The sequence below is a fragment of the Kitasatospora sp. NPDC005751 genome (assembly GCF_040630835.1).
Classification (GTDB): domain Bacteria; phylum Actinomycetota; class Actinomycetes; order Streptomycetales; family Streptomycetaceae; genus Kitasatospora.
On record NZ_JBEXYC010000030.1, the window covers coordinates 16,423 to 39,902 of the forward strand.

Genomic DNA, 23,480 nt, shown 5'->3' on the forward strand with positions numbered 1-23,480 from the left:
CCCCACCCCACACCCGAACCGGCCGCACCGCGCGGCCGGATGGAGGCGGAACACATGAAGATCTTCCAGCCGATGCTCTTCGTCGGCCTGGGCGGCACCGGCGGCCTCGTCGGCGCCGAGCTGGACCGGCGGCTGCGCGCCGAACTCTGCGGGCCGGACGGCACGGCGCTGACCGGCCTCGGCGCCATGGCCCCCTACCAGCTGCCGGACTGCCTGCAGTTCGTCTACGCCGACTTCAGCGAGACCGACCTGTCGAGGCTGCCGCACGCCTCCGCCGCCCCGGCGCTGCGCCCCGTCTTCAGCCGCACCTCGCGCTCCACCCACGACCTGCTGCCGAACTTCGACAGTTCACCCGACGTCACCAAGATGCTGCGGGCCAGCCTCCCCGACGAGACGGCCGCCTGGCTGCCGCCCCGCAACAACGAGCCGCGGGTCGTACCGCTGAAGAACGGCGCCGGCCAGCTGCCCACCGTCGGCCGCGCCGGGCTGTTCGGCACCCTCCGCGGCGGGCTGGACCCGGTCCTGGAACCGCTGATGCAGGCCATCGACGCGCTCGCCCGCTCCGGCGGGGTGCTCAGCCAGCTCGGCGGCGGCCCGGTCTCCGGCTGCGACGTCTTCGTGGCGTTCTCCGTCGCGGGCGGCACCGGCGCCGGGATCTTCCTGGACTACCTGTACCTGATCAACCACGCCTTCCGGGAGAAGGGCTTCGACGGCGTCAAGATCTACCCGCTGGTGGTGATGCCCTCCGCGTTCCCGGCGGCGAGCGGCGGCGGCCGGGAGGCGGAACTCAACTCGGCCCGCGCCCTGGTCGACCTCTTCCGCCTGGTCGACGAGCAGAACGCCCCGGTCGAGGGAGCCGAACTCGGCGACCTGGACGAGGACCTGACGCTGCGCGTGCGCTACCCGCACACCGCCCCGATCCGGCTGCGCACCGGCATCCTGCCGACGGCCTTCCTGTTCAACCGCACCGCCGGCATCCGGCCGGACGACCTGCGCCGCTCGATGGTGTCGCTGGTGATGTCGCTGATCGGCACCGAGCTCGGCGACGGTCGCACCGCCCGCACCCGGGCCGACGACGACTACCAGACCTTCGCCGCGAGCTTCATCAACCGCGGCACGCAGCGCGCCGCCACCGCGCCGTCCGGCATCGGCCGCCGCGGCGTCTCCACCAGCCTGGTCGCCTCGATGACCGCCCCGGTGGACGAACTGGCCTCGCTCGTCTCCGGCCGCATCCTGCGCGCCTCCGTCCAGCAGCTCGACGACCGCACGCACCGCCCGGGCCACTCCGCCGAGGAGCTGGTGAAGCAGATGTTCACCGACTCCGGCCTGGAGGAGCTCCTGCTGCGGCCCGCCCTGGAGATCCAGCCGCCGTCTCCCGAGCCGCGCGGCAGCTCGGCCATCGAGGCCGGGCTGGCCGCCCGGCTCGGCGACATGCAGTCCGAACTCGCCAACCTGGCCCGGCAGGTGGCGGTCCGCACGGCCGAGATGGCCAAGGACTTCGCGCCCCGCAGGGCGGTGGACCGGCTGCTGGCGAAGGTCGACCCGTTCACCGTGCAGCGGATCGTGCGGGGCGTGCCGCAGGACGGCAACGACCTCGCCCGCCTCGGCTTCCTCGGTCTGCTCGACCAGCGCACCCACACGCCCCCGCTGCCGCCGGGCACCCGGGAGCAGCCGCCGTCCGCCCCGAGGATCCGGCGCCGCATGGGCGGGCTCGCCCAGCCGCGCTGGGGCGACGACGAGGTCCAGGCCGTGCTGCGGGCCCAGGACGCCTGGTACCGCTGGCGCAGCCGGCAGCTGTGGCACGAGGGCTGGAAGAGCCAGCAGCAGCGCTGGGAGCCGACCGCCCGCGCGCTGGAGGCCGAGGTCGGCCGGCTCGCCACGGCCTTCCGCAACCACGCCCGGGACGAGCCGAGGGCGTTCGCCGAGCAGTCCCAGACGCTCTACGAGGACCGCACCGGCGTCTCCTACCTGCTGCCGCCGCAGCGCGACCTCAAGCACTTCTACGACGACCTGGTGACCCGCCTCACCGCGCGCGAGGGCCTGCCCGAGACCGAGGACGAGGCCGCGCTGCTGATGCGCCTGGTCGGCGGCGAGGAGTGGCGCTCCGCCAACGCGCTCAGCCGGCGCAACCCCGGCAACGCGGTCGGCGAGGTGAAGACCGCCGTGGAGGCGGGCGTCAAGCGGCTCTTCGCGGAGAGCGGGGAGCAGCTGGAGGAGCGCCCGCTGCTGCCCGCCATGGGGGTGCTGCTGGCCGCGGCGGCCGGGAGCACGGAGGACGCCGAGCAGGTCAGCAAGGAGGCGCTGGAGCAGTTCGGCCGCAAGCTGGCCGGGCTGCTGCCGGCCGGGTTCGTGCCCGAGGGCACCGGCCCGCTCAAGGCCCTGGTGACGTACCCGCGGGTGAAGTCCGCGGACGAGGTGGAGGACTTCCTGCGCAAGGCGCTGCGGCTGCCGAAGGACGCCCGGGCGGAGTTCCGGGGCGTCGAGACGCAGTCGATCACGGTCGTGCTGTTCCGCAGCGAGATGAGCCTCACCCAGGTGCCGGAGGCCCGCAAGATGCTGCGCCAGTGGGCCAAGGCGAAGGAGAACGAGCAGAGCGACGACGTCCTGCGCTGGCGCCAGCGGCTCGGCCACCGCGACGACTGGCTGGTCTCCACCGAGGCCGACCGCCGGCTCATCCTGCACCGGCTGCTCAGCCTGCTCTGGAACGGACAGGTGGACGTGCTGGAGGGGCCGGAGGACTCCCCGCACCTGATCCGGCTGCGGCTGTTCCGCGACCGCGGCGTGGACGTGCCGGGCGTGCGGCTGCGGCTCGGCGAGCAGCAGAACGGGGTCTCCAGCTGGGCCGAGCTGCTGCGCGCCTACGAGCGCTGGACGGTGCTGGACGACGAACGGACGGTCGAGGACTACTGCAGCCGGCTGATGGCGGCCCGCCCGGCGGGGCTGACCCGCTCCGCCAGCCGGCCGGACCCGCTGTTCGTCCGGCTGGTCGAGCAGATCGCCCCGCAGCAGCTGCGGATGCTCCGGTCCCGCCGGGAGATCGGCGGGGAGCGGGTCGACGGCTGGTTCCGCCCGCTCTGGCAGTTCTGGGCGGACACCCTGCCGGCCGCGCTGAAGCTGGAGTTCGGCGACCAGCGGGCCGTCCAGCCGAACCTGGAGACGCTGCTGGACGTCATCCAGCGCGGGGAGCTGTCCCCGCGCGCCGTCGAGGACACCGACGAGGACGCGTACGGCACCCGCGTCCCGCCGGTGCGGGAGGAGGACGACTTCGGCACCGCCCGACCGGCCGACCGGCCCGACGGCCGGGGCCGCGCGCGCGACTGGGAGCCCGCCCCGAAGCGCACCGGCGGCGAGCGGGACCCGTACGACGACGACCGCCACGGCACCGCCGGCGGGGAGCGGGACCCGTACGAGGACCGGGCCGACCGCGCCGACCGGGCCGGCGCCGCGTACGAGTCGCGCACCGACCGGGCCGACCGCACCGACCGGGCCGACCGCTCCGGGGCCGCGTACGACGACGACTGGACGAAGCCCTCCCCCCGGCCGGCGGACCGGCGGGAGGAGCCCGCCCCGGACACCGGGTTCGTGGGACGCCCTGACCGGGACACCCGGTGGGACACCGACCACAGCGCCGACCGGTCCGCCGCCCGGGGGGAACCCCCGCGGGAGTTCCCCGACGAGCCGCGCTCCGCCTCCTGGTGGGACGAGCCGGGCGAGCCGGGCACGGAGCGCCGGGGCGGTGAGCCCGCTTGAGCACTCCCCTGTCGCAGTCCGCGCCGGTCGTCCACCTCGATCTGCGCACCGCCGAACTCGCCGGCGAGGACCCTGCCGTGCTGCGGGCGGCCGTCTCGGCCCGGCTCGCGACGCAGGGCCTGGTCCAACCGCACGACCAGCGCTTCCTGGTGGTCGACACCCCCGCCGGGCTGGACGAGCACCGCACCCGGTTCGAGCAGATCATGGGCTACCGCACGCCCGGCCGGGTGCGGGTGCTCTGCCTCCTGGTCGGCGGGCTCCCGGCCCGCTCCGACGAGGACCTCCCGGCGGAGCGCCGGCTGGTGCGCCCCGCCACCCTGCGCGCCCCCGAGGCGGGCCTGCTCTGGGCCGGCGACCTCCAGGCCGGTCACGGCGCCGCCGACCAGGCCGGGCCCGTCGACCCGCAGGCCCTGGCCGTCCTGGTCGACGTCCTCGCGATGCCCGAACTGTTCGACGAGACACTGGAGTTGCTTGGCTCGCTGCCCGACGGCGTGGCCGCCCCGGCCCTGCGCGTCCTGGAGCACGGCCTCTCCCCCGAGGTCCGCGGCCAGGCCTGGAGCGAGGCGCTGCTCCGCTTCGCCGGCTCGCACACCTCCGGCCCGACCGTCCTGACCGGCGCCACGCTGCCCACCACCCTCGCCGGTCTGGTCGCCGGTTCCACCACCGGCACCCCGGGGCGGCCGGTCGACGGCGGCGAGACCTCCCGGGTGCGCCACGAGGTCGTCGACGCGCTGTCGGACGCCGAGGCCGAACTGGTCACCCTCGGCAGCCCGGCCGGGCTCGTCAACGGGGCCGGCCGCCGTGAGCTGGAGTCCGCGCTCGACCGGGCCCGGTCGGCGCTGGACCGCTACGGCAGTCTGATCGGCAAGGTGCTGCGCAGCGACGGCGGCACCGTCGGCGCGCAGTCCGCGGCCGAGTCCGCGACCAGGCTCGCCCGGCTGGGCGTCGCCGTGGATCCCGCCACCACCACCGGCGAGCAGATCGGCGAGAGCCTGCGCAGCCTCGCCCTCGGGCTGCTGCGCGACGGCCTGTCGCTGCGCTCGGTGGAGCAGCAGTTGTCGCTGCTCGCCGAGCAGGTGCAGCCGCTCTCCAACGCCCCGCGGATCGCCGAACTGGACCGGCTGCGGGAGGCCGCGCCACCCGACCGTCCGCTGCCGCCCGACCCGCCCGGCTCCGGCGTGCTGGCCCTGACCGGGCTGGCCGGCGCGCTCGGCGGGTTCTGGACCTGGCCGGCGCTGCCGGCCGCGCTCACCGTCCCGGTGCTGCTCGTGCTCGGCATGCTGCGGGCCGTCACCCGGCTGCCCGGCGGCCCGGGCCGGGCCTCCGACGCCGGCCGGTTCGGCGTGGCCGCCCTCCTCGGGGCCGCGGTGGCGGCCGCGGCCGCCGGCGCGGCCGGACTGCCGGTCTGGGCGGGCGCGCTCGGCCTGCCGGCCGGGCTCGGGCTCGGGGGCTGGCTGCTGCTGCGCACCTGGCACGACCACGCCCAGCGCTGGGGCCTGGAACGCGGTGTGACACCGCTGCAGGACGGACTGAACGGCCTGGACGAGCTCCTCGCCCGCGCCCTGCGCGAGTTCTGGGCCGTCGAGGAGCGCCGGTACTGCGCCGACGCGGCGCTGTCGGTGGTCGGGGTGCTCCGCGCCTCGGTCACCGCCGCCGAGGAGGAGGCCACCCGCGACCTCGGGGCCGACCCGCCCGAGGCCATGGCGGAGAGCGACGACGACTGGCTCGGCCGCACCGCCGACGACGAACCCGGGAACGACGCGTCCACCCCGTACGGGCGGGGCGACCACCACCGGGACTACGAGCCGACCGAACCGGACGAACCCGACGAGTACGACTGGACCAGCGTCCCCTCCGGAGGCGGCAGCGAGCGGCGGGAGGAGGCCCGGACGGCCGACCCCTTCCACCCGGCGGGGCCCCTGCCCGGCACCGCCGCCGCGGGCCCGCGCTGGCTGGAGCGCGGGGAGGCCAAGGGCGGTCCCGACCTGGTGCCGACCCTGGCCGGCGACCTCACGGACGCCACGCTGACCGCCCTGGAGCCCTACTGGGGCGCGGTCGAGCGCGGCCACGCCGGCGACGCCGCCCAGGAGCGGATCGCCGAGCGGGTGCGCGAGCTGCTCGCGGTGGCCCGTGACCACCTGCGGCGCAACGACGTCCTGCCCGCCCCGCCGTTCGCCGCGCCGCACCGGGCCCGCAGCGGCCCGGCCGGGCTGCTCGGCATCGACATCCGCCGGGCCGCCGACGCGGCCGGCCCCGACCAGGACGGCCAGGGCCTGCTGCGGCTGAACTCGGCCGAGCAGTTGGACCTGCTCAGCCGCAACCCCGACGCCGTCGCCCTGATCCGGTTCGCCCCGGAGGCCGCCCAGGACGGCTCCGGCGGGCACCGGACCTCGCCCGGCCGACCCGAGGTCCGGGACGTCCGGACGGCGGCCGGCCGCTACGCCGGGCAGCTGCGGCTCACCGCGCTGCGGGCCGGCGTCGTCGAGACCGTCCGGCAGCGGCACGTGTCGCTGCCCGAGGAGGAGGAGCAGTGGTGAGCACCACCGGGCCCGTCCGGCCGCGGAGCCCCCGCGACCCCGGCCGCCCCAAGGGCGTCGACCTGCCCTACCTGACGCCCGCCGGGCGACGCCTGCTCGCCACCGCGAGGTTCGGCCCCGACCCGACCGGGCCGGTGGTCCGCGACGCCCCCCTGATGCGGAACACCCTGCTCGACGGCGCGGTCAAGTGCGTGCAGGTCCGGGCGGCGGCGCCCCCCGGCACGGGGGTCACGGACGCCGCCCGCGACGCGCTCGACACCGAGGCGGCGACCGCCCTGCGGCTGCACCGCACGTTCGGGGACACCGAGTTCGCCCGGCTCTTCCCCGTGGTGATCGGCTACGACCTGGACGTCGCCGAGCCGTTCGTGCTCTACCGGCCGCCGCGCGGCACCCCGGCCGAGCGGCTGCACGGCCTCGCCGTCACCCAGCTGCGCACCGTCGAACGGGACCTCGTCGACGCCACCGCCCTGCTCGCCGAACTCGGCCTCGTCCACCACGGCATCACCCCCGCCGCCGTCCGCTGGGACGGCCGGGCCGTCCAGCTGTGGGGCCTGGACGCGGTGGCCCACACAGGGCGGCCGCGCACCCCGCGCGGCCCCGCGCCGTACGCCTCGCCGGAGGTGCGCGGCGGCACCGGGCACACCGACCCGCGGGACGCCCTCTGGAGCACCGCCCAGGTGATGTACCGCCTGGTCACCGGGCGGCCCGGCGACCCGGACCGGGAGCCCGCCGACCTCGCGGACCACCGCTCGCTCGCCCACACCATGCGGTCCTCCTTCGCCCCCCGCGCCGCCGACCGGCCCGCCCCGGCCGCGCTCCTCGGCCTGCTCGCGCCCGACCGGCGCCCGGGCGCGGGCCGCACCGCCGGCGGCGACGGCCTCGGCCGGCACCGCGCCGAGTTCGACCGGGCCGTCGCCCTCAAGCACCCCGGCGACACCGGGCTGCCCGGGTACGCCGCGCTCCCCGGGTACGGCGCCCCGGCGGCCGCCGACCAGGACGCGACGGCCGGCCCGGACGGCGCGCCGTACGGGTACCCGGCCGCCGACCCCGGCGGCGTGCTCTGCCCCTACTGCCTGGAACCCATCCGGTTCGACCCGAACGCCCTCTACGTGCCCGACGCCGTCCAGGACCTCCAGCCCTACCGGTTCGCCGACCAGCAGAACCCGCGGGTGCTCGCCGACGAGCTGCGCGGCGCCTTCCAGCTCTGCGAGGGCGGTCCGGCGACGCCGCCGCACCACATCCCCGTCCCCTACCTGACCAACGGGCGTCCGCTGACCGTCGCCATGATCGGCCAGTCGAACACCGGGAAGAGCCACCTGCTGACCCAGATGATCGCCGAGATCGCCGACGACCGGCTGAAGCCCTACGGCGTCAGCTGGCAGTCCGTCAACCCGGAGCAGCACGCCAGCTTCCTCAACGACCGCGTGGTGCCGCTGCGCGACGGCAACGTGCTCGCCCACACCGCCGGGCTCGGCGCCGGCGACTCCGCCCGCTTCGTGGAGTCCCTGCTGATCACCGACGCGCGCGGCCGGGTCCGCCCGCTGGCCTTCTTCGACCTCGCCGGCGAGGACCTCCTGCGCACCGACGCGCTGCTGCGGTTCCTCCTCGGCATCGACGCCCTGGTCTTCGTCGTCGACCCCACCCTCGCCATGCCGCTGCCGCAGCTCGACGAGATCCGCACCGCGCTCGGCCTGCACGTCAACCGGGACGGGGACCCGGCGTTCGCCACCGCCCTGGACCGCATCCCCCGCAACGGCCCGTACCTCACCGTCCCCTCGGCGGTCGTGGTCGCCAAGGCCGACCTGCTGCGTTCCGAGCCCCCCGTGGACCGCTGGCTGACCGAGCCCGGCCACCTTCCGCTGAGCCGCCGACGGCTCTTTGAGGAGAGCCGCGACGTGTACGCGCTGCTGCACCGCCACGCCGGGAAGGCCTGGCTGCGCCCCTTCGACACCGCCCTGCACTGCACCCTGCACATCTCCTCCGCCACCGGCGGGCGGCAGGAGGACAGCCGCTACCCGCGCGGCGTCCGGGCGCAGCGGGTGCTGGAGCCGCTGATCTCGCTGCTCGCCATGCACGGCATCATCGAGCTGGCCGACGGCCACGCCCCCGGGGAGGTGACCGGATGAGCGCCCCGGGCGCCACTGCCCCCGACAGCACCGTCGACCAGATCGTGTTCCGCTGGCAGGGCAATCTGGGGCGGCGCGGCGCGGGCATGGCCGCCGCCGCGTGGTCCTGCCCGCCGGAACGCGCCGAGGAGCTGGCCCGCGAGCTCGCCCCGCTGCTCAGGGTGGACGGCGCGCTGCGCCCCAGCCTGGTCCGGACGGTCACCAAGCGCGGCGAGGCGGCGGTCATCCGGCGGTGGCCGACCGCCGATCTGGGCGGGCGGCCCAACACCGCCTGCCACCTGCTGCTCGGCCACCAGGAGGTGCTCGGCGCCCGGCTCTCCCTGGCGCTGCGCGACTGGTCGTTCGGCACGAAGCGGTTCGCCGAGGAGGCCACCGACCGCTGCCCGCCCGTCTCCCGGGCCCTGCTGCGGGACAGCGCCGAACAGACCTGGGCCGACACGCCGGCCCGGATCGCCGGGGTGACCGACGCGCTCACCGTCGCCACCGCGGCCCTGCTGCGCCGTCCTCGGCACCGCCTCTCCCTGCGCAGCGACGCCCTGCCGGGCTGGCCCGAGCGGAACCCGTCCGCCGCGGTGATCAGCGGCCTGCACGAGATCTTCGGCCACACCTGGCTCCAGCAGCCGTGGACCTTCGCGACCTACGACGTGACGGACCGCCACGACCTGCTGGTCACCTGGGTCGCCGACTGGGCGACCGACTCCGGGCAGCAGCAGCCCCGCTCCCGGGTGGACCCGCGCCGCCCCGAGGCCGACCTCGCCCACGAGCTGGCGGCCCGCCTGGTCGAACGCTGTCTGGAGACCACCGGCCGCCGGACGGCCGGTCTGCCCGAACTGACCGGCGAGCTGCGGGACGCCGCGACCTGGCCGGCCGAGGAGCGCCTGCGGCGCCTCGCCCGCACCCTCGGCGTCCGGGCGGCCAGACCGGATCCCGCCCCGGGCCCCGCCCCAGTCCCCGACCCGGACCCCGACGACCAGCCCGTCTACGTCCCGCCCAAGCGCCCCGCCCCGCCGGCGGTGCCGCCCACCGAAGAACTGCGCCGGGCCCTGCTCCGGCCCGGCTCGACCAACGACCTGCTGCCCTACCTGCTACGGCTGACCGACGGCATCGGCGACCGGCCCCTGCTCGACATCCTGCGCGAGGAGGACCTCCCGGACCCGGCCACCCGCCGCCTGCTGCTCGTCCTCCACCGCCGCAGCCCCCAGCGGCACCCGGAGGACGAACACCGCCTCTGCGCGGAGGTCCTGGACCAGCGGCTCTACCTCTACCGCACCGACCGGGGCCGGCCCGACCCGTCCGCCGAGTCCACCACCGAACTCGCCCGCCGCGCAGCCTGGCTGTTCCAGTGGGCCGTCACCCCGCACGTCCGCGACCGGCGCCACGCACCGGCCCTCGACGCCCTGCTGACCGCGCTCCTCTACGAGGGCACCGCGGTCGAACACGAGCTGCTGCGCCACCTCGTCCCACCCCCCGGCGCCAAGGCCGCACCCCCCGACCTCCCACCCGAACTGTGGCAACGCCTCCTCCACGAACTCCCCCCCGGCACCCTCACCCCACCCACCGACCCGCCACGCCCCTCCGCCCCACCCGACCCCCCACCACCCGACCGACGCCCTGCCCCGCCCCCGGTCCCGTCCCCACCCCGCCGGCCCCCTCCGCCCCCGCCCGACCCCCAGAGCCGGAACATCCTCATCCTCTGCGGCACCGTGGTCGGCCTGGCAGTCATCCTCGCGGCCGCGATCTACCTCATCCTCTGACCCACCCACACCCGGCCGGAGCCCACGTGCCGTCGCACCACACCCACTGCCACGTGCGGCCTCGCGCGTGGCAGTGGGTGTGGTGCGACGCGCCCCTACCCGGTAGCCACCTTTTTGTGCGTACTGGGCAGCGAGGCGCAGCGCGATAAGACTGGTCCCCGGGAGAGCAAAGAGAAATGACAGCAAGTCAGGAGGTCGGCAGTTCGACCTGTCCGACCCGTTCCACCTGCTCGACCTGTTCCACCTGCGCGGCCGCCATCCGGTCGAGCCGCTCGTGGCCCAGGTCGGAGATCGGGCCGAGCGCGTCGGAGAGTCGGCGGCCGAAGTCGGTCAGGGAGTAGACCGTCTTCAGCGGAAGGATGTCGTACACCTCGCGGTGCACCAGGCCGTCGGACTCCATCTCGCGCAGGGCCTGGGTGAGGACCTTCTCACTGAGGCCGGGCAGCAGTCGGCGCAGTTCGGCGGGGCGCTGCGGGCCGGCCTCCAGCAGCCAGAGCAGGGATGTCTTCCACTTCCCGTCGATCACGGCGACCACGGCGGTCACCCCGCACACGTTCGGGTTCACGGCCTGACCGCGCGTCATCTCTTCCCCCCGGAGTCGTCGCTGTCCACCACCATGTCTACAGGAGATGAAGTATGTCCACCAACCTCACCCGGCCCACCGTCACCGTGCTCGGTCTCGGGCCGATGGGACGCGCGCTGGCCGGCGCCTTCCTGGACGCCGGCGTCCACACCACGGTCTGGAACCGCACCCCGGGCCGGGACGCCGCACTGGTCGCCCGGGGCGCCGTGAGCGCGGCCACGACCGAGGAGGCCGTGGCCGCGAGCGAGCTGACCGTCATCTGCGTGGTGAACTACGACGCCTCGGACGCCGTGCTGCACCGCGAGGAGGTGGAGGCCGCGCTCAAGGGCCGGACGCTGGTCAACCTGACCGCCGACTCACCGGACCGCGCCCGGGCCACGGCCGCCTGGGCGGCGCAGCACGGCATCGGGTACCTGGACGGCGCCATCATGACGCCGGCCCCGAGCATCGGCTCCCCGGAGGCGGTCTTCATCCACAGCGGGCCCGCCGACCTCTACGAGCGGTACGCGCCGGTGCTGGCGGCGCTCGGCGGCACCCACACCCACCTCGGCGAGGAGATCGGCCGGGCAGCCGGCTTCGACATCGCACTGCTGGACATCTTCTGGACGGCGATGGCCGGCTTCGTGCACGCGCTGGCGCTGGCCAAGGCCGAGGGCATCGCCGGGCGGGAGCTGGCGCCGTTCGCCCAGGGAATCGGTGCGATCCTGCCCCCGCTGTTCGCCGAGTTCGCCGAGGACTTCGACAGCGGCAGCTACTCGGGCGCGATCAACCCGCTCACCTCGGCGGTCTCCACCATGGCCCACGTCGTGCACACCGCCGAGTCGCACGGCATCGAGTCCGGACTGATGCGCGCCGCCGAGGGCCTGGTCCGCCGCACCATCGCCCTCGGCCACGGCACCGACGGAGTAAGCCGCCTCGCCGAAGTCCTGGGCCGCCACTGACCCCGACCACCAGCCCCAAGCACTCCGCTCCCACCCGCCAACGCCCCAGTCGCCGACACCACCATCGCGAACCACCTGTCGGCCCATCAACAAAAAGGCCGTCGGCCTGGGATCGCTCCCAGGCCGACGGCCTTCCGACATCACTGTCGGGACGACAGGATTTGAACCTGCGACCCCTTGACCCCCAGTCAAGTGCGCTACCAAGCTGCGCCACGTCCCGTGGTCTCGGTGCCTTCGGCGGGGCCTGGGGGGCTCTGCTGTGGGGCTTCTCGACCTTGTCGCCGTTGTCCCGGCGACGTGGAAAACAATACAGCACGTCGGGGGGTGCTCGTTGCCAGGTATGGCGGTGGTGTCAGGGGGTCGGGTGGCGGGCGTCGTAGCGGAGGAAGGCGGGGCGGCGGGCGGCGAGCAGGGCGATGGCGGCGACGCAGGCCAGGCCGCCGCTGATGACGGAGGTGGCGGGGTTGGTGAGGGAGGCGACGGTGCCGGACTCGAAGTCGCCGAGGCGGGGGCCGCCGGCGACGACCACGATGAAGATGCCCTGGAGGCGGCCGCGCATCTCGTCGGGGGCCGCGACCTGCATCATCGTGTTGCGGAAGATCATGCTGACGGTGTCGGCGCAGCCGGCGACGGCGAGCAGGAGGAGGCCGAGCCAGAGGTTGTGGATCAGGCCGAAGGCGGCGATGGCGAGGCCCCAGGCGGCGACGGCGGCGAGGACGGCCACGCCCTGGCGGTTGACCCGGCCGACCCAGCCGGAGAACAGGGCGCCGGTCAGGGCGCCCACCGCGGGGGCGGCGACCAGCAGGCCGACGGTGCGGGCGTCGCCGGCGTAGAAGGTGACCGCGATGGCGGGGAAGAGGGCTCGCGGCATACCGAAGATCATCGCGGCCAGGTCGGCCAGGAAGCTGGTGCGCAGGTTCGGCTGCTCCCGCAGGAAGCGCAGGCCGTCGAGGACGGAGGCGCGGCCGCGGCGGTCGCCGAGCGGGCGCATCGCGGGCAGGCGCCACATCGCGTACAGGGTGGCGGCGAAGGCCACGGTGTCGACCAGGTAGGCGGCCTGGGTGCCCCAGGCGCCGATGAGGACGCCGCCGAGCATGGGGCCGACGGTGAGGCCGAGGTTCATGCTGACGGTGTTCAGGGCGTTGGCGGCGGGGAGTTGGTGGCTCGGGACGAGGCGGGGGATCATCGCCGACCGGGCGGGCGAGCTCAGTGCGAAGAAGCCCGCCTGGACCGCGACGGCGGCGTAGAGGACGACGACGAGGCCGAGCCCGGCGAAGGCCTGGGCGGCGAGGACGGCGGAGACCGCGGCGAGGCCGGCCGAGCCGATCAGGCCGAGCTTGCGCCGGTCCACGGTGTCGGCGATCGCGCCGCCGTAGAGGCCGAAGGCGACCAGCGGGAAGAGGGAGAAGAGCCCGACCAGGCCGGTGGCGAAGCTGGAGCCGGTCATGTCGTAGACCTGGACGGAGACGGCCACGGCGGTCATCTGCTGGCCGATCGACGAGACCGCCTGCCCGAACCAGACCCGCCGGTAGTCGACGTTGTCGCGCAGCGGGCTGAGGTCGGCGAAGGCCTTGCGGTACCAGCGCGCGGACGAGGCGGGGAGCTCTGCCGGCGCTGCGGGGGGTTCGACGGACGCGGCGGGGGACTTCACGGCCGGGGCCGGGGAGGGACCACCCTCAAGGCCCCCAGGGGCCGCGGCCGGCCCCGGGGGCGCCGCGGGAACCGGGGACACGACAGGTGCCCGGGGCACGACAGGTACCGGGGGCGCGGAGGCGGCCGCGGGCGGCGCGGCATCCGAATTGGCAGGATGATTGGTCGACACAGCCCCCCATATTCGACCTCCGCCCGCGCGCCCAGCCCACCGGGGTCCTGGCCGAGCGGCCGCGGCCCCGCTGGGCTGGGCGGCCTCACCGGCCGGCCGCACCCCCGGTGAGCCGCGGCAGCGACGGCGGTGGCGGCGGCTACCGGGTCAGGACCTGCTTCTCGCCCGCCTCGACCACGAAGTCCAGCCGGTTGCCCGGCGGCGGGAAGGGGCAGATGAAGTGGTCGGCGAAGGCGCACGGCGGCAGGTAGGCGCGGTTGAAGTCCAGCACCGTACGGCCGTCCGCATCGGGCTCGGGAAGGCTGATGAAGCGGAAGCGGTAGGTGTCCGCGCCGCTGCTCGCGTCCGCGATGACCCCGCTGAGCCCGCGGCCCGCGCTGCCGACCGTCAGGGTGCGGTGCTCGCCCGCCACGGTGAAGGAGATCCGGCCGGTGAGGGTCAGCGGGCGGTCCTTGCCGTCCGCGTTGGGGACGAGGACGGCCCGGGCCTCGCCCTCGAAGGGGGTGTAGACCGCCGGCACGGCCCATTCCGGCGAGTAGGGGTACGCGGAGATGCCGGCGAAGGAGTGCCGCCCGGGTGAGGCCGGGTCGAAGACCCGCAGGGCGAGTTCACCCTCGCGCTCGATCGGGACGAGCAGCACGTCCCCGACCGAGGCGGTGTCCGCGGCCGGGTCGGTGTCCGGGCGGAGCAGCACCTCGCCGTCGACCGGGGCGAACGCGCCCGCGACGGTGATGCCGTCGGACGCCGTCGCCCGGAGCCGGACGCCCTCCGCGTCGGCCCACCAGCGGCCGGGCACGCCGGGTATCCCGGCGGGGTCCGGCTCCAGCCAGTGCGTACCGGTGAGCGCCAGCTGGCCGTGGCGGGCACTCACCGCCGCAGCGCGGCCCTCGCTCCAGTGCTTCCAGTCCTCCGCGGCTATCGCCGTCATCGGTGTGCCCTCCCAGTCTGTCCGGGCCCGCCGGACTGTCCGCCGGGCACCGGGGCCCGGCGGACAGTCCGGCACCGCCCGTGCGGTGTCCGTCATCACGTCAACGCCGATCACCGGGGTGGATCATTCCCGGCAGGTCCGACGGGACGGACGGCGGGCCCCACCCGGGCGCCGAGGGGCGGGTCAGCCCTTCAGCGGTCGGAAGAGCCCCTCCTGCACCACGGACACCACCAGCTGCCCGTGGCGGTCGAAGATCTGCCCGCGCGCGAGACCGCGGGCGCCGTGGGCTATCGGGGACTCCTGCTGGTAGAGCAGCCAGTCGTCGGTCCGGAACGGTCTGTGGAACCACATCGCGTGGTCCAGCGAGGCCATGTCGAAGTGGCGCGTGCCCCAGAGCGGCTCGACGGGGGCGCGGACGGCGTCGAGCAGCGTCATGTCGCTCGCGTAGGTGAGCGCGCAGACGTGGATCAGCGGGTTGTCGGGCAGGGCGCCGTTGGTGCGCAGCCAGACACCGCTGCGGGCCTCGACGCCGGCCAGCTCCTCCTTGGTCCAGCGCAGCCGGTCGACGTAGCGGATGTCGAAGGGCTGGCGGCGGCTGATGAACGGGGGCAGCTCGCCGAGCCGGGACCCGACCTCCTCCAGCGCGCTCGGCAGGTCCTCGGGGGCGGCGACGGCGGGCATCGGGTACTGGTGCTCGATGCTGCCCTCCTCGGGGACGTGGAAGTCGGCGGTGAGGGCGAAGATCGAGCGGCCGCCCTGGATGGCGAGCACCCGGCGGGTGGTGAAGGAGCGGCCGTCCCGGATCCGGTCCACCTGGTAGACGATGGGCACGCCGGGCACACCGGGGCGCAGGAAGTAGGCGTGCAGCGAATGGACGGGGCGGTCGCCGTCCACCGTGCGCCCCGCCGCCACCAGCGCCTGGCCCGCGACCTGGCCGCCGAACGTCCGCTGCAGCGCCTCCTCCGGGCTGCGCCCGCGGAAGATGTTCAGTTCGATCTGCTCAAGGTCCAGCAGCTCGACGAGTTCGTCGACAGGGGTACCCATGCGTGCGCTTCCTCTCCGGGTGGCCGGCCCGGACGGAGATGCCCGCCCGGCTGCCGACGCCCGTTCTATCGAATTCTCCCGCCCAGTCGAATCCTTCAGCGAGCCAGGGCATTCCCCTCGACCCCGCACCCCTCCACCGATTCACTCGAACGAGGGCCCATCGCTTCGAACATGCCGGCGTAGAGCTCCGCCCGGACACCGCGAACGCCGCAGACGGGGCACCGCCAGCGCCGTAACCGGGCACCGCCGGCGCCGCGAAGGGACACCGCGAGCACCGCCCGGACGCCGAAGGCTCCGCGCACGGACGCCGGCCGCGCCGCCGTCACAGGCCCGACTGGCGGACGGTGATGTTGAGCCGGCCGGTCAGCCCGAGCGCCGGATCCGCCGTGCCGGGCAGCGTGCGCACCACCCCGTGGTACGCGAAGCGAGCCGGTCCGCCGAACACCAGCAGGTCACCGCTGCGCAGTTCCAGGTCGGTCCACGGCCGGGTGCGGGTGCGGGTGTTGCCGAGCCGGAAGAGGCAGGTGTCGCCGAGGGAGAGCGAGACCACGGGCGCGTCCGTGCGCTCGTCGCGGTCCTGGTGCAGCCCCATCTTCGCGCCGTGCGGGTAGTGGTTGACGATCGCGATGTCCGGTTCGTACCCGGCGGCGCCCGCGATCGTGTCGACGGCCTCGCCGTACGCCGCGTCGACCGCGCCGCGGGCGAGCCTGGCGAGCTCCGGCGGGAACGCCTTGACCGGTGCGCCGTCGGCCGCGACGCGACGGTAGCCGTAGGGGTACCAGTCCCAGCCCAGGGCGACCATGCGGACCGACATCATGCCGCCGGTCGGCATCCGGACGGCGTGCATCCCCGCCGGCGGCCGGGCCCACTCCCGGCACGCGGCGACCAGGCGGAGCTGGGCTTCGGCGTCGAGCCAGCCGGGGACGAGCACCGCACCGGGCGCCGGTTCGGACCGCTCGGGCACGGAAGTCCCGTCAGCGCCCGACCCGGCACCGGACCCGAGCACGCGCCCGGACCCGAGGTCGCGACCGGCACCGGCCCCCGCGACGCGACCGGCACCCGACCCGAGGTCGCGACCGGAACCCGTACCGAACAGTTCGCCCTGGATCACGCCACCATCCTCCCGCACTCACCGGGCGCCCGGCAGGGCGAGCGGGCGCAGGACCCGATCAGTCGCGGTCGGGCCCTCCACCGATCATCCCGATCTCCCGGGCACAGGCCGACCACGCCTCCCACCCCTGCAGATGGAGGATCTCCTCGGCCACGGTGGTCTGCTGGCGCCGGCTCGCCCGGTCGGGGCGGTCGGCGAAACGCAGACCGCCCGCCTCCTCCCAGGTCGGCGGCCAGATCTGCAGGCCGCCGAAGTAGCCGTTGCCGGTGGCGGCCCGCCAGTCGCCGCCGCTCTCGCACTCGGCGAGCTCGTCCCAGATCATGTCCGCCACCGTCGAAGCGGCCCGGGCCCGGCCGGCCGGGAGCGGCACCACGGCCGGCAGGAGCACGAGGGCCAGCGCGACGGCGAGGACGAGGGCGACAAGGGGCGCGAGGAGGGCGCCGGCAGCCGAGGACCGCACCGGATGACCGGTCGGTACGAAGGATTCACGGCTGATCCTATGAACGCTGAGAAGGCACAGCAGCCGACCCTAAGCGCACCTCTCCCCGGCCCGTCCCGACGCGCCGGACACGCCGACGGCCGCTCCCCCGCACAGCGGAGAAGCGGCCGTTCGAACAGCATGTCCGGAGTACGGCGGCCACCTGGAACAGGCGGCCCGGCCGAACCGGCGGCCCTGGTCGCACCGGAGGGCACGACGGACCGGAGGGCACGACGGACGGGCGGGATCCTTATGGACCCGAGAGGTCCGTCGGACCCGAGAAGTCGGCCGACCCCGAGGGATCACACGGTCCCCCGGGGATCAGACAGTCTCCGAAAGGTCAGACGGTCAGGGTCTGGCCCGGGAAGATCAGGTCGGGGTTGCCGCCGATGACCTTGGCGTTGGCGTTGTACAGCTCGTGCCAGTCGGTGCCCTGGGCAGCGGCGATGGTGCTGAGGGTGTCACCGGCCTTCACGGTGTAGCTGCCACCGGTGACCGCCTTGGCGTCGTTCGAGGCCGGAGCGGCGGGCTTCGCGGGCTTGGCCGGCTTCTCGGCCTTCCAGGAGGCGGCGGCGTCCGAGGACTTCGGCGCGGCCTTGGGGGCCTCGGCAGCCTTGGGCGCGGCCTTGGGGGCCTCGACGGTCTTCGGCGCGGCCTTGGGGGCCTCGACGGTCTTCGGCGCGGCCTTGGGGGCCTCGACGGTCTTCGGCGCAGCGGTGGCGGCCGGGGCGGCCGGCTTCGCGGCGACGGAGGTGTCGACGGCGGCCGGGGTGCCGCCCTTGGTCAGACCGGCCTTGACGGAGCAGACGGGCCAGGCGCCCGGGCCCTGCGAGGCGAGCACCTTCTCGGCGACGGAGATCTGCTGCGCCTTGGTGGCCAGGTTGGCCTGCGCGGCGTAGGCGGTGCCACCGAAGGCGGCCCAGGTGCTGGAGGTGAACTGCAGGCCGCCGTAGAAGCCGTTGCCGGTGTTGATGGCCCAGTTGCCGCCGCTCTCGCACTGGGCAACCGCGTCCCAGGTCGAGACGGAGGCGGCGGAGGCCGAGTTGGCCGTGACGAGGCCGGCCACCGGCAGGGCCGCGACAGCGGCACCCGCGACAACAGCCATCCGAACGCGGTTGCGCTTGGTGACGGTGGAGGTGGTGGCAGCGGCGGTCTCGTTACGGAAGGTCATGAGGTTCCTCTCGACAGCCCCGGGCGGGCATGCGGAACCAGACCCTCGAAGGAGTCGAATCGCTCGCCGCGTCCATCGGGCGGCCGGGCACGTGTCGGACGTGCCGCGCCGCCCCGGCCACCCACCACGCACCGGCGACCAGATCGAGCGGTCGCATCGGTGGGCACGGCCCGCGCCGGGGTGAGCCGGTGGGCTGTGCGTCGGAGGTGAACCCGGGTGGTGCTCGTTGCACCGCCAATGAAGCTACGAGTCAGGTCACCACGGAGCCAAACACCCGACGGTCTGCCCAGCTCAGCAAGGCGTTACCGGCGGTAATGACCATGCAAGCACGTCCAGAATGTCCGATATAACCGTCATTTCCTAGATCAAACATTGCCCGGCCGTGACCCACCTCACGGTTTCATTCCGGCACTCCTACCGCCGACATCGACAGATTGTGAGCATTCGACCACGTCACGCGGTCGGATCAGGGGCAATTCCCGTCACCCTCGGTGTCCACCCGTGACCCCTGCCACAGGGGTCCGTTGGTAAAGGCGGCCGGAAAGGGCCCCTCGCCCCACCGCCTGTCCCGCCCCGTCCCAACCCGGTCCCACCCCCGACGACCGACCCCGGCCCGACCCGAGCGCCCACCCCAGCGGCCCTCCACCCGATCCACCAGCTCTTCCAGCCACACCAGCGCTACCCGCTCCACCTACTGCACCAGCCACACCCAGCCCCACCGCCCGCCCGCGTCACCCCTGACCGCCGGCGAACCCGACAACCGAGGAGTCCCAGTGCCGCGCATGCTCGCCGTCAGCGACGAGGTCCGATCCGAGATCGGCGACGACGAGGCAGACCGCCTGCTCGGCGGCGCCCACACACCCGACAGCTACGAGTGCACGTCCTGCCGCACCCCCGGTGACTCGCTCCAGGAGCCCACCAGCACGGTGCTGTTCGTCGGCGAGGAGACGGCGGTGCTCGCCTTCGCCCATGCCCGCTGCATCCCCTCCCAGGTGGTGCCGGTCTCCGAGGAGCAGCTGGTGGGCGCGGTGCGCAGCATCAGCCAGGCGCAGACCGAGGCGCCCGCCGTCCCGGGCCCCGCGATCCCGGGACCCGCCGTCCCGAACCCGGCCCCGTCCGCCGGCGCCCAGGCCACCGCGCCCGGCCAGGCCGCCATCCTCGGCATCACCTGCGGGCTGGTCCTGCACGGCGACACCGGTCACGCCGCGGTCGTCGTCGAGCCCACCGGACCGGTCGGCCGGCCGGGCAACACCTCGGGCACCGACGAGTTCCTGGACCTCCTCCAGGACGCCGGCTTCCAGCCCGTCACCGACCTCGACAAGACGCCGGACCAACTGGCCGGCTGGTCCGTCCTGGTGGCGATGGGCAAGCTGCACGCGATCCTGCAGCCCGCGGCCGCCGGGGGCAGCACCGGCTGGTGGCAGGCCCACCAGCCGCTCCAGGTCACCGACGCCTGGAGGTTCGCCGCCAACCAGCTCACGGAGGTGACCATGTACGCGGTCCCGGCGGGCATGGTGGGCCGGCAGCCGCGCGAGGACCTGCTGCGCCAGGCGCTGGAGCGTGCCGTCGCCCTGGGACAGGTGGTCGGCGCCTCCCTCCCGCTCGCGGGCACCTGAGCCTCCCCGACACCCCCAGCCCGCCTCGCCTCGCCCCGGCCGGAAGCCCAACCCCGGCCGAACCCCCTGCCGGGAGCCCGCCCCGGCCGGAAGGCCCGCCCCGGACCGGTCCGCACCCCGACCGGCACAGGCCAACCTTCCGGCCGGGGCCGGACACCCCGCATCCCCCGGGGGACTCGCTCGTTGGCCCCTGTGTGTACAGCTACGACGTCTCCGCTTCCCACCGCCGGTCCACCACCGCCCCCCGAGTGATCCCGGGCATGCGCCCGTCGTTCGACGCTGAGCACCCCCACTCGGCCACGCCGATCTACGACGAGCTGTACTCCGAGTACCGGCGGCTGTTCCGCGCGCTGCCCGGCGACCGCTCGGGCGAGGAGAACCTGAGGTTCGCGGGCTTCGCCGTCCGCGACGGCTACCCGGTGCTCGCCGAGCCCCGTCCGTACCCGCCGCAGCACCAGGCGTTCCAGACGTACGCGGGCCAGGCCGCCGGCCTCCCCCAGTTCATGCCGAACCAGCAGAACGGCCAGGGCCACACCGGGCACCACACCGGCAGCACCCACAGCACCGGCACCCACAGCAGCGGCACCCACACCAACCATGCCCAGCACACCGCGAGCCAGCACACCGGCACCCAGCACACCGGGGCCCCGCACACTCCCGCGGACCCCACCAGCGACGGGCTCGGCCAGGTCGGTCAACCCGCCCAGCCCGCCGCCCAGTTCGCCAACGGCCAGGGCTGGGTCGCGGCCGGCTACCTGGGGCCCGTGCCGCACCCGATGCCCGCCCCGGCACCGGCGCCGGCGCCGGTGATGAGCAACGGCAGCGGCACCACCGCCGGTCCGGCCACCGGCGGACGCCACCGCAACCTGCTCTCGCTCCCCCCGGGCCGCAGCAGCGACCAGCACTGACCCGGCCCACGCACCGGCTCGCACCGGCCCGCACCCGCCGGAGCACCCGCCGGGGCACCCGCCCCCGCACGCAGGAGGGCCCCCGCCGTCGAAACGGCGGGGGCCCTCCTGTCCAAGCGTTACGTCGACCCCCCTCGGGCCGACAGACCACCGGACCACCGGGCCGGCCGGCCCGCCACCAGGGCGCGGCGGCCGACCGGGCGCAGCGGCGGCGACTACTTGCGCTTGCGCTTCTCCCGCACCCGCACCGAGATCGAGATCGGCGTGCCGACGAAGCCGAACTCCTCACGCAGCCGGCGCTCGACGAAGCGGCGGTACCCGGCCTCCAGGAAGCCCGAGGCGAACAGCACGAAGCGCGGCGGGCGGGTACCCGCCTGGGTGCCGAACAGGATGCGCGGCTGCTTGCCACCGCGGATCGGGTGCGGGTGCGCCGCGACCAGCTCGCCGAGGAAGGCGTTCAGGCGCGCGGTCGGGATGCGCGTCTCCCACCCGGCGAGGGCGGTCTCGATGGCCGGGACGAGCTTCTCCATGTGCCGGCCGGTCTTCGCCGAGACGTTGACCCGGGGCGCCCACTGCACCTGGACGAGATCGCGCTCGATCTCGCGCTCCAGGTAGAAGCGGCGCTCCTCGTCGAGCTGGTCCCACTTGTTGTAGGCGATGACGACGGCGCGCCCGGCCTCGACGGCCATCGAGATGATCCGGGTGTCCTGCTCGGCCAGGGTCTCGCTGGCGTCGACCAGCACGACCGCGACCTCGGCCTTCTCCAGGGCGGCGGAGGTGCGCAGCGAGGCGTAGAAGTCCGCGCCGGCGGTCAGGTGGACCCGGCGGCGGATACCGGCGGTGTCGACGAACTTCCAGGTCTTGCCGCCCAGTTCGATCATCTCGTCGACCGGGTCACGGGTGGTGCCGGCCAGCTCGTTGACGACCACCCGCTCCTCGCCGGCGACCTTGTTGAGCAGGCTGGACTTGCCGACGTTGGGCCGGCCGATCAGCGCGACCCGGCGCGGGCCGCCGGCGGCGACGCCGAAGGTCTGCGGCGGGGCCTCGGGCAGGGCGGCCATGACGGCGTCGAGCAGGTCACCGGAGCCGCGGCCGTGCAGGGCGGAGACGGGGAAGGGCTCGCCGAGGCCTAGCGACCACAGGTACGCGGCCTCCGCCTCGGTGGACTGGCCGTCGACCTTGTTCGCACAGAGCACGGTCGGCTTGCCGGCCCGGCGAATGATCTTGATCAGGGCTTCGTCGGTGTCGGTGGCGCCGACGGTGGCGTCGACCACGAAGAGCACCGCGTCGGCGGTCTCGATGCCCAGCTCGGCCTGCGCCGCCACCATGGCGTCGATGCCGAGGACGTCGATCTCCCAGCCGCCGGTGTCGACGACCTTGAAGCGGCGGCCGTTCCAGGTGGCCTCGTAGCTGACCCGGTCGCGGGTGACGCCCGGCTTGTCCTCGACGACGGCCTCGCGGCGGCCGATGATGCGGTTCACCAGGGTCGACTTGCCGACGTTCGGGCGGCCGACGACGGCCAGCACGGGCAGCGGCGCGTGGTCGGCGCCCCCGAGCCCGTCGACGTCCTCGGGGTCGAACCCCTCCTCGGCGGCGAGCGCCATGAATTCGGCGTACTCGGCGGCGTCCAGCTCACCGTGCTCGGTGGCGGAGTGCTCTGCGGTCATGTTCGTGTTTTCCGTTTCCCGGCGCGGCCCTTCCCAGGGGCGTGCCGTGCGTACCTGCCCCGGTCGGGGCAGCGCGAGTACTTCGAGGAAGGCGCCCCGCGGGCGCTTCCGTACTTCCAGGGAGGCGCCCCGTGGGCGCTCCCGAACAGCGGGCCGCGACCGGCGAGGGCCGCGGAGGGTGTGCCCCGGGCGGTGGGCCCGGAGTGATGGATCCCGGACGGCGCGGGGGACGGGACCCCCGGGCGGCGCCCGGTGGCGGCTCAGACCGCCGACAGCCCGGCCCGCTCCTCCACCAGCATGATTATCGTGCCGATGACCTGCTCCAGGCTGAGTTCGCTGGTGTCCACCAGGACGGCGTCGGCGGCCTGGGTCAGTGGAGCGGTCTCGCGCGAGGAGTCCGCCTTGTCCCGGCGGACCAGGTCGGCAGCCATCTCGGCGATGGTGGCCTCGTCGACGCCCTTGGCGCGCAGCTCGGCCGCCCGCCGCTCGGCCCGGGCCGCCACCGAGGCGGTCAGGAAGATCTTGACGGTGGCGTCCGGGAACACCACGCTGCCCATGTCCCGGCCCTCGGCGACGATGCCGCGCTCGGCGACCTCGGCGCAGCCGCGCTGCAGCTCCACCAGGCGGGTCCGCACGGCGGGCACCGCGGCGACGGCGCTGACCTGCGCGGTCACCTCGGGCCCCCGGATCCGACCGGACACGTCCTGGCCGTCCACCGTGATGGTCGGGCCGGCCGCGTCGGTGCCGGAGACGATCACCGGCTTGCCGCAGGCCACGGTCACGGCCTCCGGGTCGTCGATGTCCACGTCGTTGGCCAGCATCCACCAGGTCAGCGCCCGGTACATGGCGCCGGTGTCCAGGAAGCTCAGCCCCAGCCGGGCGGCGACCGCCCGGGAGACGGTCGACTTGCCGGAGCCGGAGGGTCCGTCGATGGCGACGACGACCGGGGCGTGCGCTCGGTCGGCAGTGTCCACGGGGCGAACCTCTCTCTGGGCCTGAGCCCGAACCTGAATCCTGTACGGCGCGAGCCGCACAGCCTGAAAA

At 74.8% G+C, this 23,480-nt stretch carries 16 protein-coding genes and 1 tRNA gene; 7 read left to right on the forward strand and 10 right to left on the reverse strand.

The features are described from left to right. Nucleotides 1–54 precede the first annotated feature (54 nt). From ABZ497_RS24175 to ABZ497_RS24190, 4 genes are read left to right on the forward strand one after another with little or no spacing between them, the layout of a single operon-like run. Nucleotides 55–3,750 carry a tubulin-like doman-containing protein gene (locus ABZ497_RS24175; protein WP_359808179.1) on the forward strand — a complete coding sequence of 1,232 codons (3,696 nt, stop codon included), beginning with the start codon at nt 55–57 and terminating at the stop codon, nt 3,748–3,750. Continuing rightward, complete coding sequence (locus ABZ497_RS24180; RefSeq protein ID WP_359808181.1) at nt 3,747–6,287, forward strand: hypothetical protein; 2,541 nt, start codon at nt 3,747–3,749, stop codon at nt 6,285–6,287. The genes ABZ497_RS24175 and ABZ497_RS24180 overlap by 4 nt, the downstream gene beginning before the upstream one ends. Further along, nucleotides 6,284–8,413 (forward strand): hypothetical protein, encoded by a 2,130-nt coding sequence (locus tag ABZ497_RS24185; RefSeq protein WP_359808183.1) that lies wholly within the window; start codon nt 6,284–6,286, stop codon nt 8,411–8,413. The genes ABZ497_RS24180 and ABZ497_RS24185 overlap by 4 nt, the downstream gene beginning before the upstream one ends. Next, nucleotides 8,410–10,167, forward strand: coding sequence for a hypothetical protein (locus ABZ497_RS24190; RefSeq protein WP_359808185.1), 1,758 nt, complete (start codon nt 8,410–8,412; stop codon nt 10,165–10,167). The genes ABZ497_RS24185 and ABZ497_RS24190 overlap by 4 nt, the downstream gene beginning before the upstream one ends. Nucleotides 10,168–10,354: 187 nt before the next feature. Here ABZ497_RS24190 and ABZ497_RS24195 read toward each other — a convergent pair whose 3' ends face one another. Continuing rightward, nucleotides 10,355–10,750 carry a helix-turn-helix domain-containing protein gene (locus ABZ497_RS24195; RefSeq protein WP_359808187.1) on the reverse strand — a complete coding sequence of 132 codons (396 nt, stop codon included), beginning with the start codon at nt 10,748–10,750 and terminating at the stop codon, nt 10,355–10,357. 53 nt (nt 10,751–10,803) lie between these two features. Here ABZ497_RS24195 and ABZ497_RS24200 point away from each other — a divergent pair, with 53 nt between their 5' ends. Then, nucleotides 10,804–11,691 carry an NAD(P)-binding domain-containing protein gene (locus ABZ497_RS24200; RefSeq protein ID WP_359808189.1) on the forward strand — a complete coding sequence of 296 codons (888 nt, stop codon included), beginning with the start codon at nt 10,804–10,806 and terminating at the stop codon, nt 11,689–11,691. 146 nt (nt 11,692–11,837) lie between these two features. Here the strand turns inward: ABZ497_RS24200 and ABZ497_RS24205 are convergent. The 7 genes from ABZ497_RS24205 to ABZ497_RS24235 all read right to left on the reverse strand — a co-directional run bounded on the left by ABZ497_RS24205 (nt 11,838) and on the right by ABZ497_RS24235 (nt 18,245). Continuing rightward, nucleotides 11,838–11,911, reverse strand: a tRNA-Pro gene (locus ABZ497_RS24205). Nucleotides 11,912–12,043: 132 nt separating this feature from the next. Continuing rightward, nucleotides 12,044–13,342, reverse strand: a complete 1,299-nt coding sequence (locus ABZ497_RS24210; protein ID WP_359808191.1) for an MFS transporter — start codon at nt 13,340–13,342, stop codon at nt 12,044–12,046. Between the two features lie 310 nt (nt 13,343–13,652). Next, on the reverse strand, nt 13,653–14,441 hold the full coding sequence (locus ABZ497_RS24215; RefSeq protein WP_359808193.1) for a DUF1684 domain-containing protein: 789 nt from the start codon (nt 14,439–14,441) through the stop codon (nt 13,653–13,655). A gap of 183 nt (nt 14,442–14,624) precedes the next feature. Further along, nucleotides 14,625–15,485 (reverse strand): acyl-CoA thioesterase II, encoded by an 861-nt coding sequence (locus tag ABZ497_RS24220; RefSeq protein ID WP_352297673.1) that lies wholly within the window; start codon nt 15,483–15,485, stop codon nt 14,625–14,627. Between the two features lie 322 nt (nt 15,486–15,807). Next, nucleotides 15,808–16,449, reverse strand: a complete 642-nt coding sequence (locus tag ABZ497_RS24225) for an alpha-ketoglutarate-dependent dioxygenase AlkB (RefSeq protein WP_359808195.1) — start codon at nt 16,447–16,449, stop codon at nt 15,808–15,810. A gap of 205 nt (nt 16,450–16,654) precedes the next feature. After that, entirely contained in the window at nt 16,655–17,056 is a 402-nt protein-coding gene (locus tag ABZ497_RS24230; RefSeq protein WP_359808197.1) for a transglycosylase family protein, read from the reverse strand. A 358-nt stretch (nt 17,057–17,414) separates the two neighbouring features. Continuing rightward, complete coding sequence (locus ABZ497_RS24235; protein ID WP_359808199.1) at nt 17,415–18,245, reverse strand: transglycosylase family protein; 831 nt, start codon at nt 18,243–18,245, stop codon at nt 17,415–17,417. 773 nt (nt 18,246–19,018) lie between these two features. On the opposite strand from ABZ497_RS24235, the gene ABZ497_RS24240 reads away from it, so the two are divergent. Then, on the forward strand, nt 19,019–19,861 hold the full coding sequence (locus ABZ497_RS24240) for a hypothetical protein (RefSeq protein WP_359808201.1): 843 nt from the start codon (nt 19,019–19,021) through the stop codon (nt 19,859–19,861). 260 nt (nt 19,862–20,121) lie between these two features. Next, nucleotides 20,122–20,769: a hypothetical protein gene (locus ABZ497_RS24245; protein ID WP_359808203.1), complete on the forward strand. Its 648-nt coding sequence runs from the start codon at nt 20,122–20,124 to the stop codon at nt 20,767–20,769. 215 nt (nt 20,770–20,984) lie between these two features. Here ABZ497_RS24245 and der read toward each other — a convergent pair whose 3' ends face one another. Then, complete coding sequence (gene der, locus ABZ497_RS24250; protein ID WP_329490181.1) at nt 20,985–22,436, reverse strand: ribosome biogenesis GTPase Der; 1,452 nt, start codon at nt 22,434–22,436, stop codon at nt 20,985–20,987. 260 nt (nt 22,437–22,696) lie between these two features. After that, on the reverse strand, nt 22,697–23,410 hold the full coding sequence (gene cmk / locus ABZ497_RS24255) for a (d)CMP kinase (protein ID WP_359808204.1): 714 nt from the start codon (nt 23,408–23,410) through the stop codon (nt 22,697–22,699). Between the last annotated feature and the right edge of the window lie 70 nt (nt 23,411–23,480).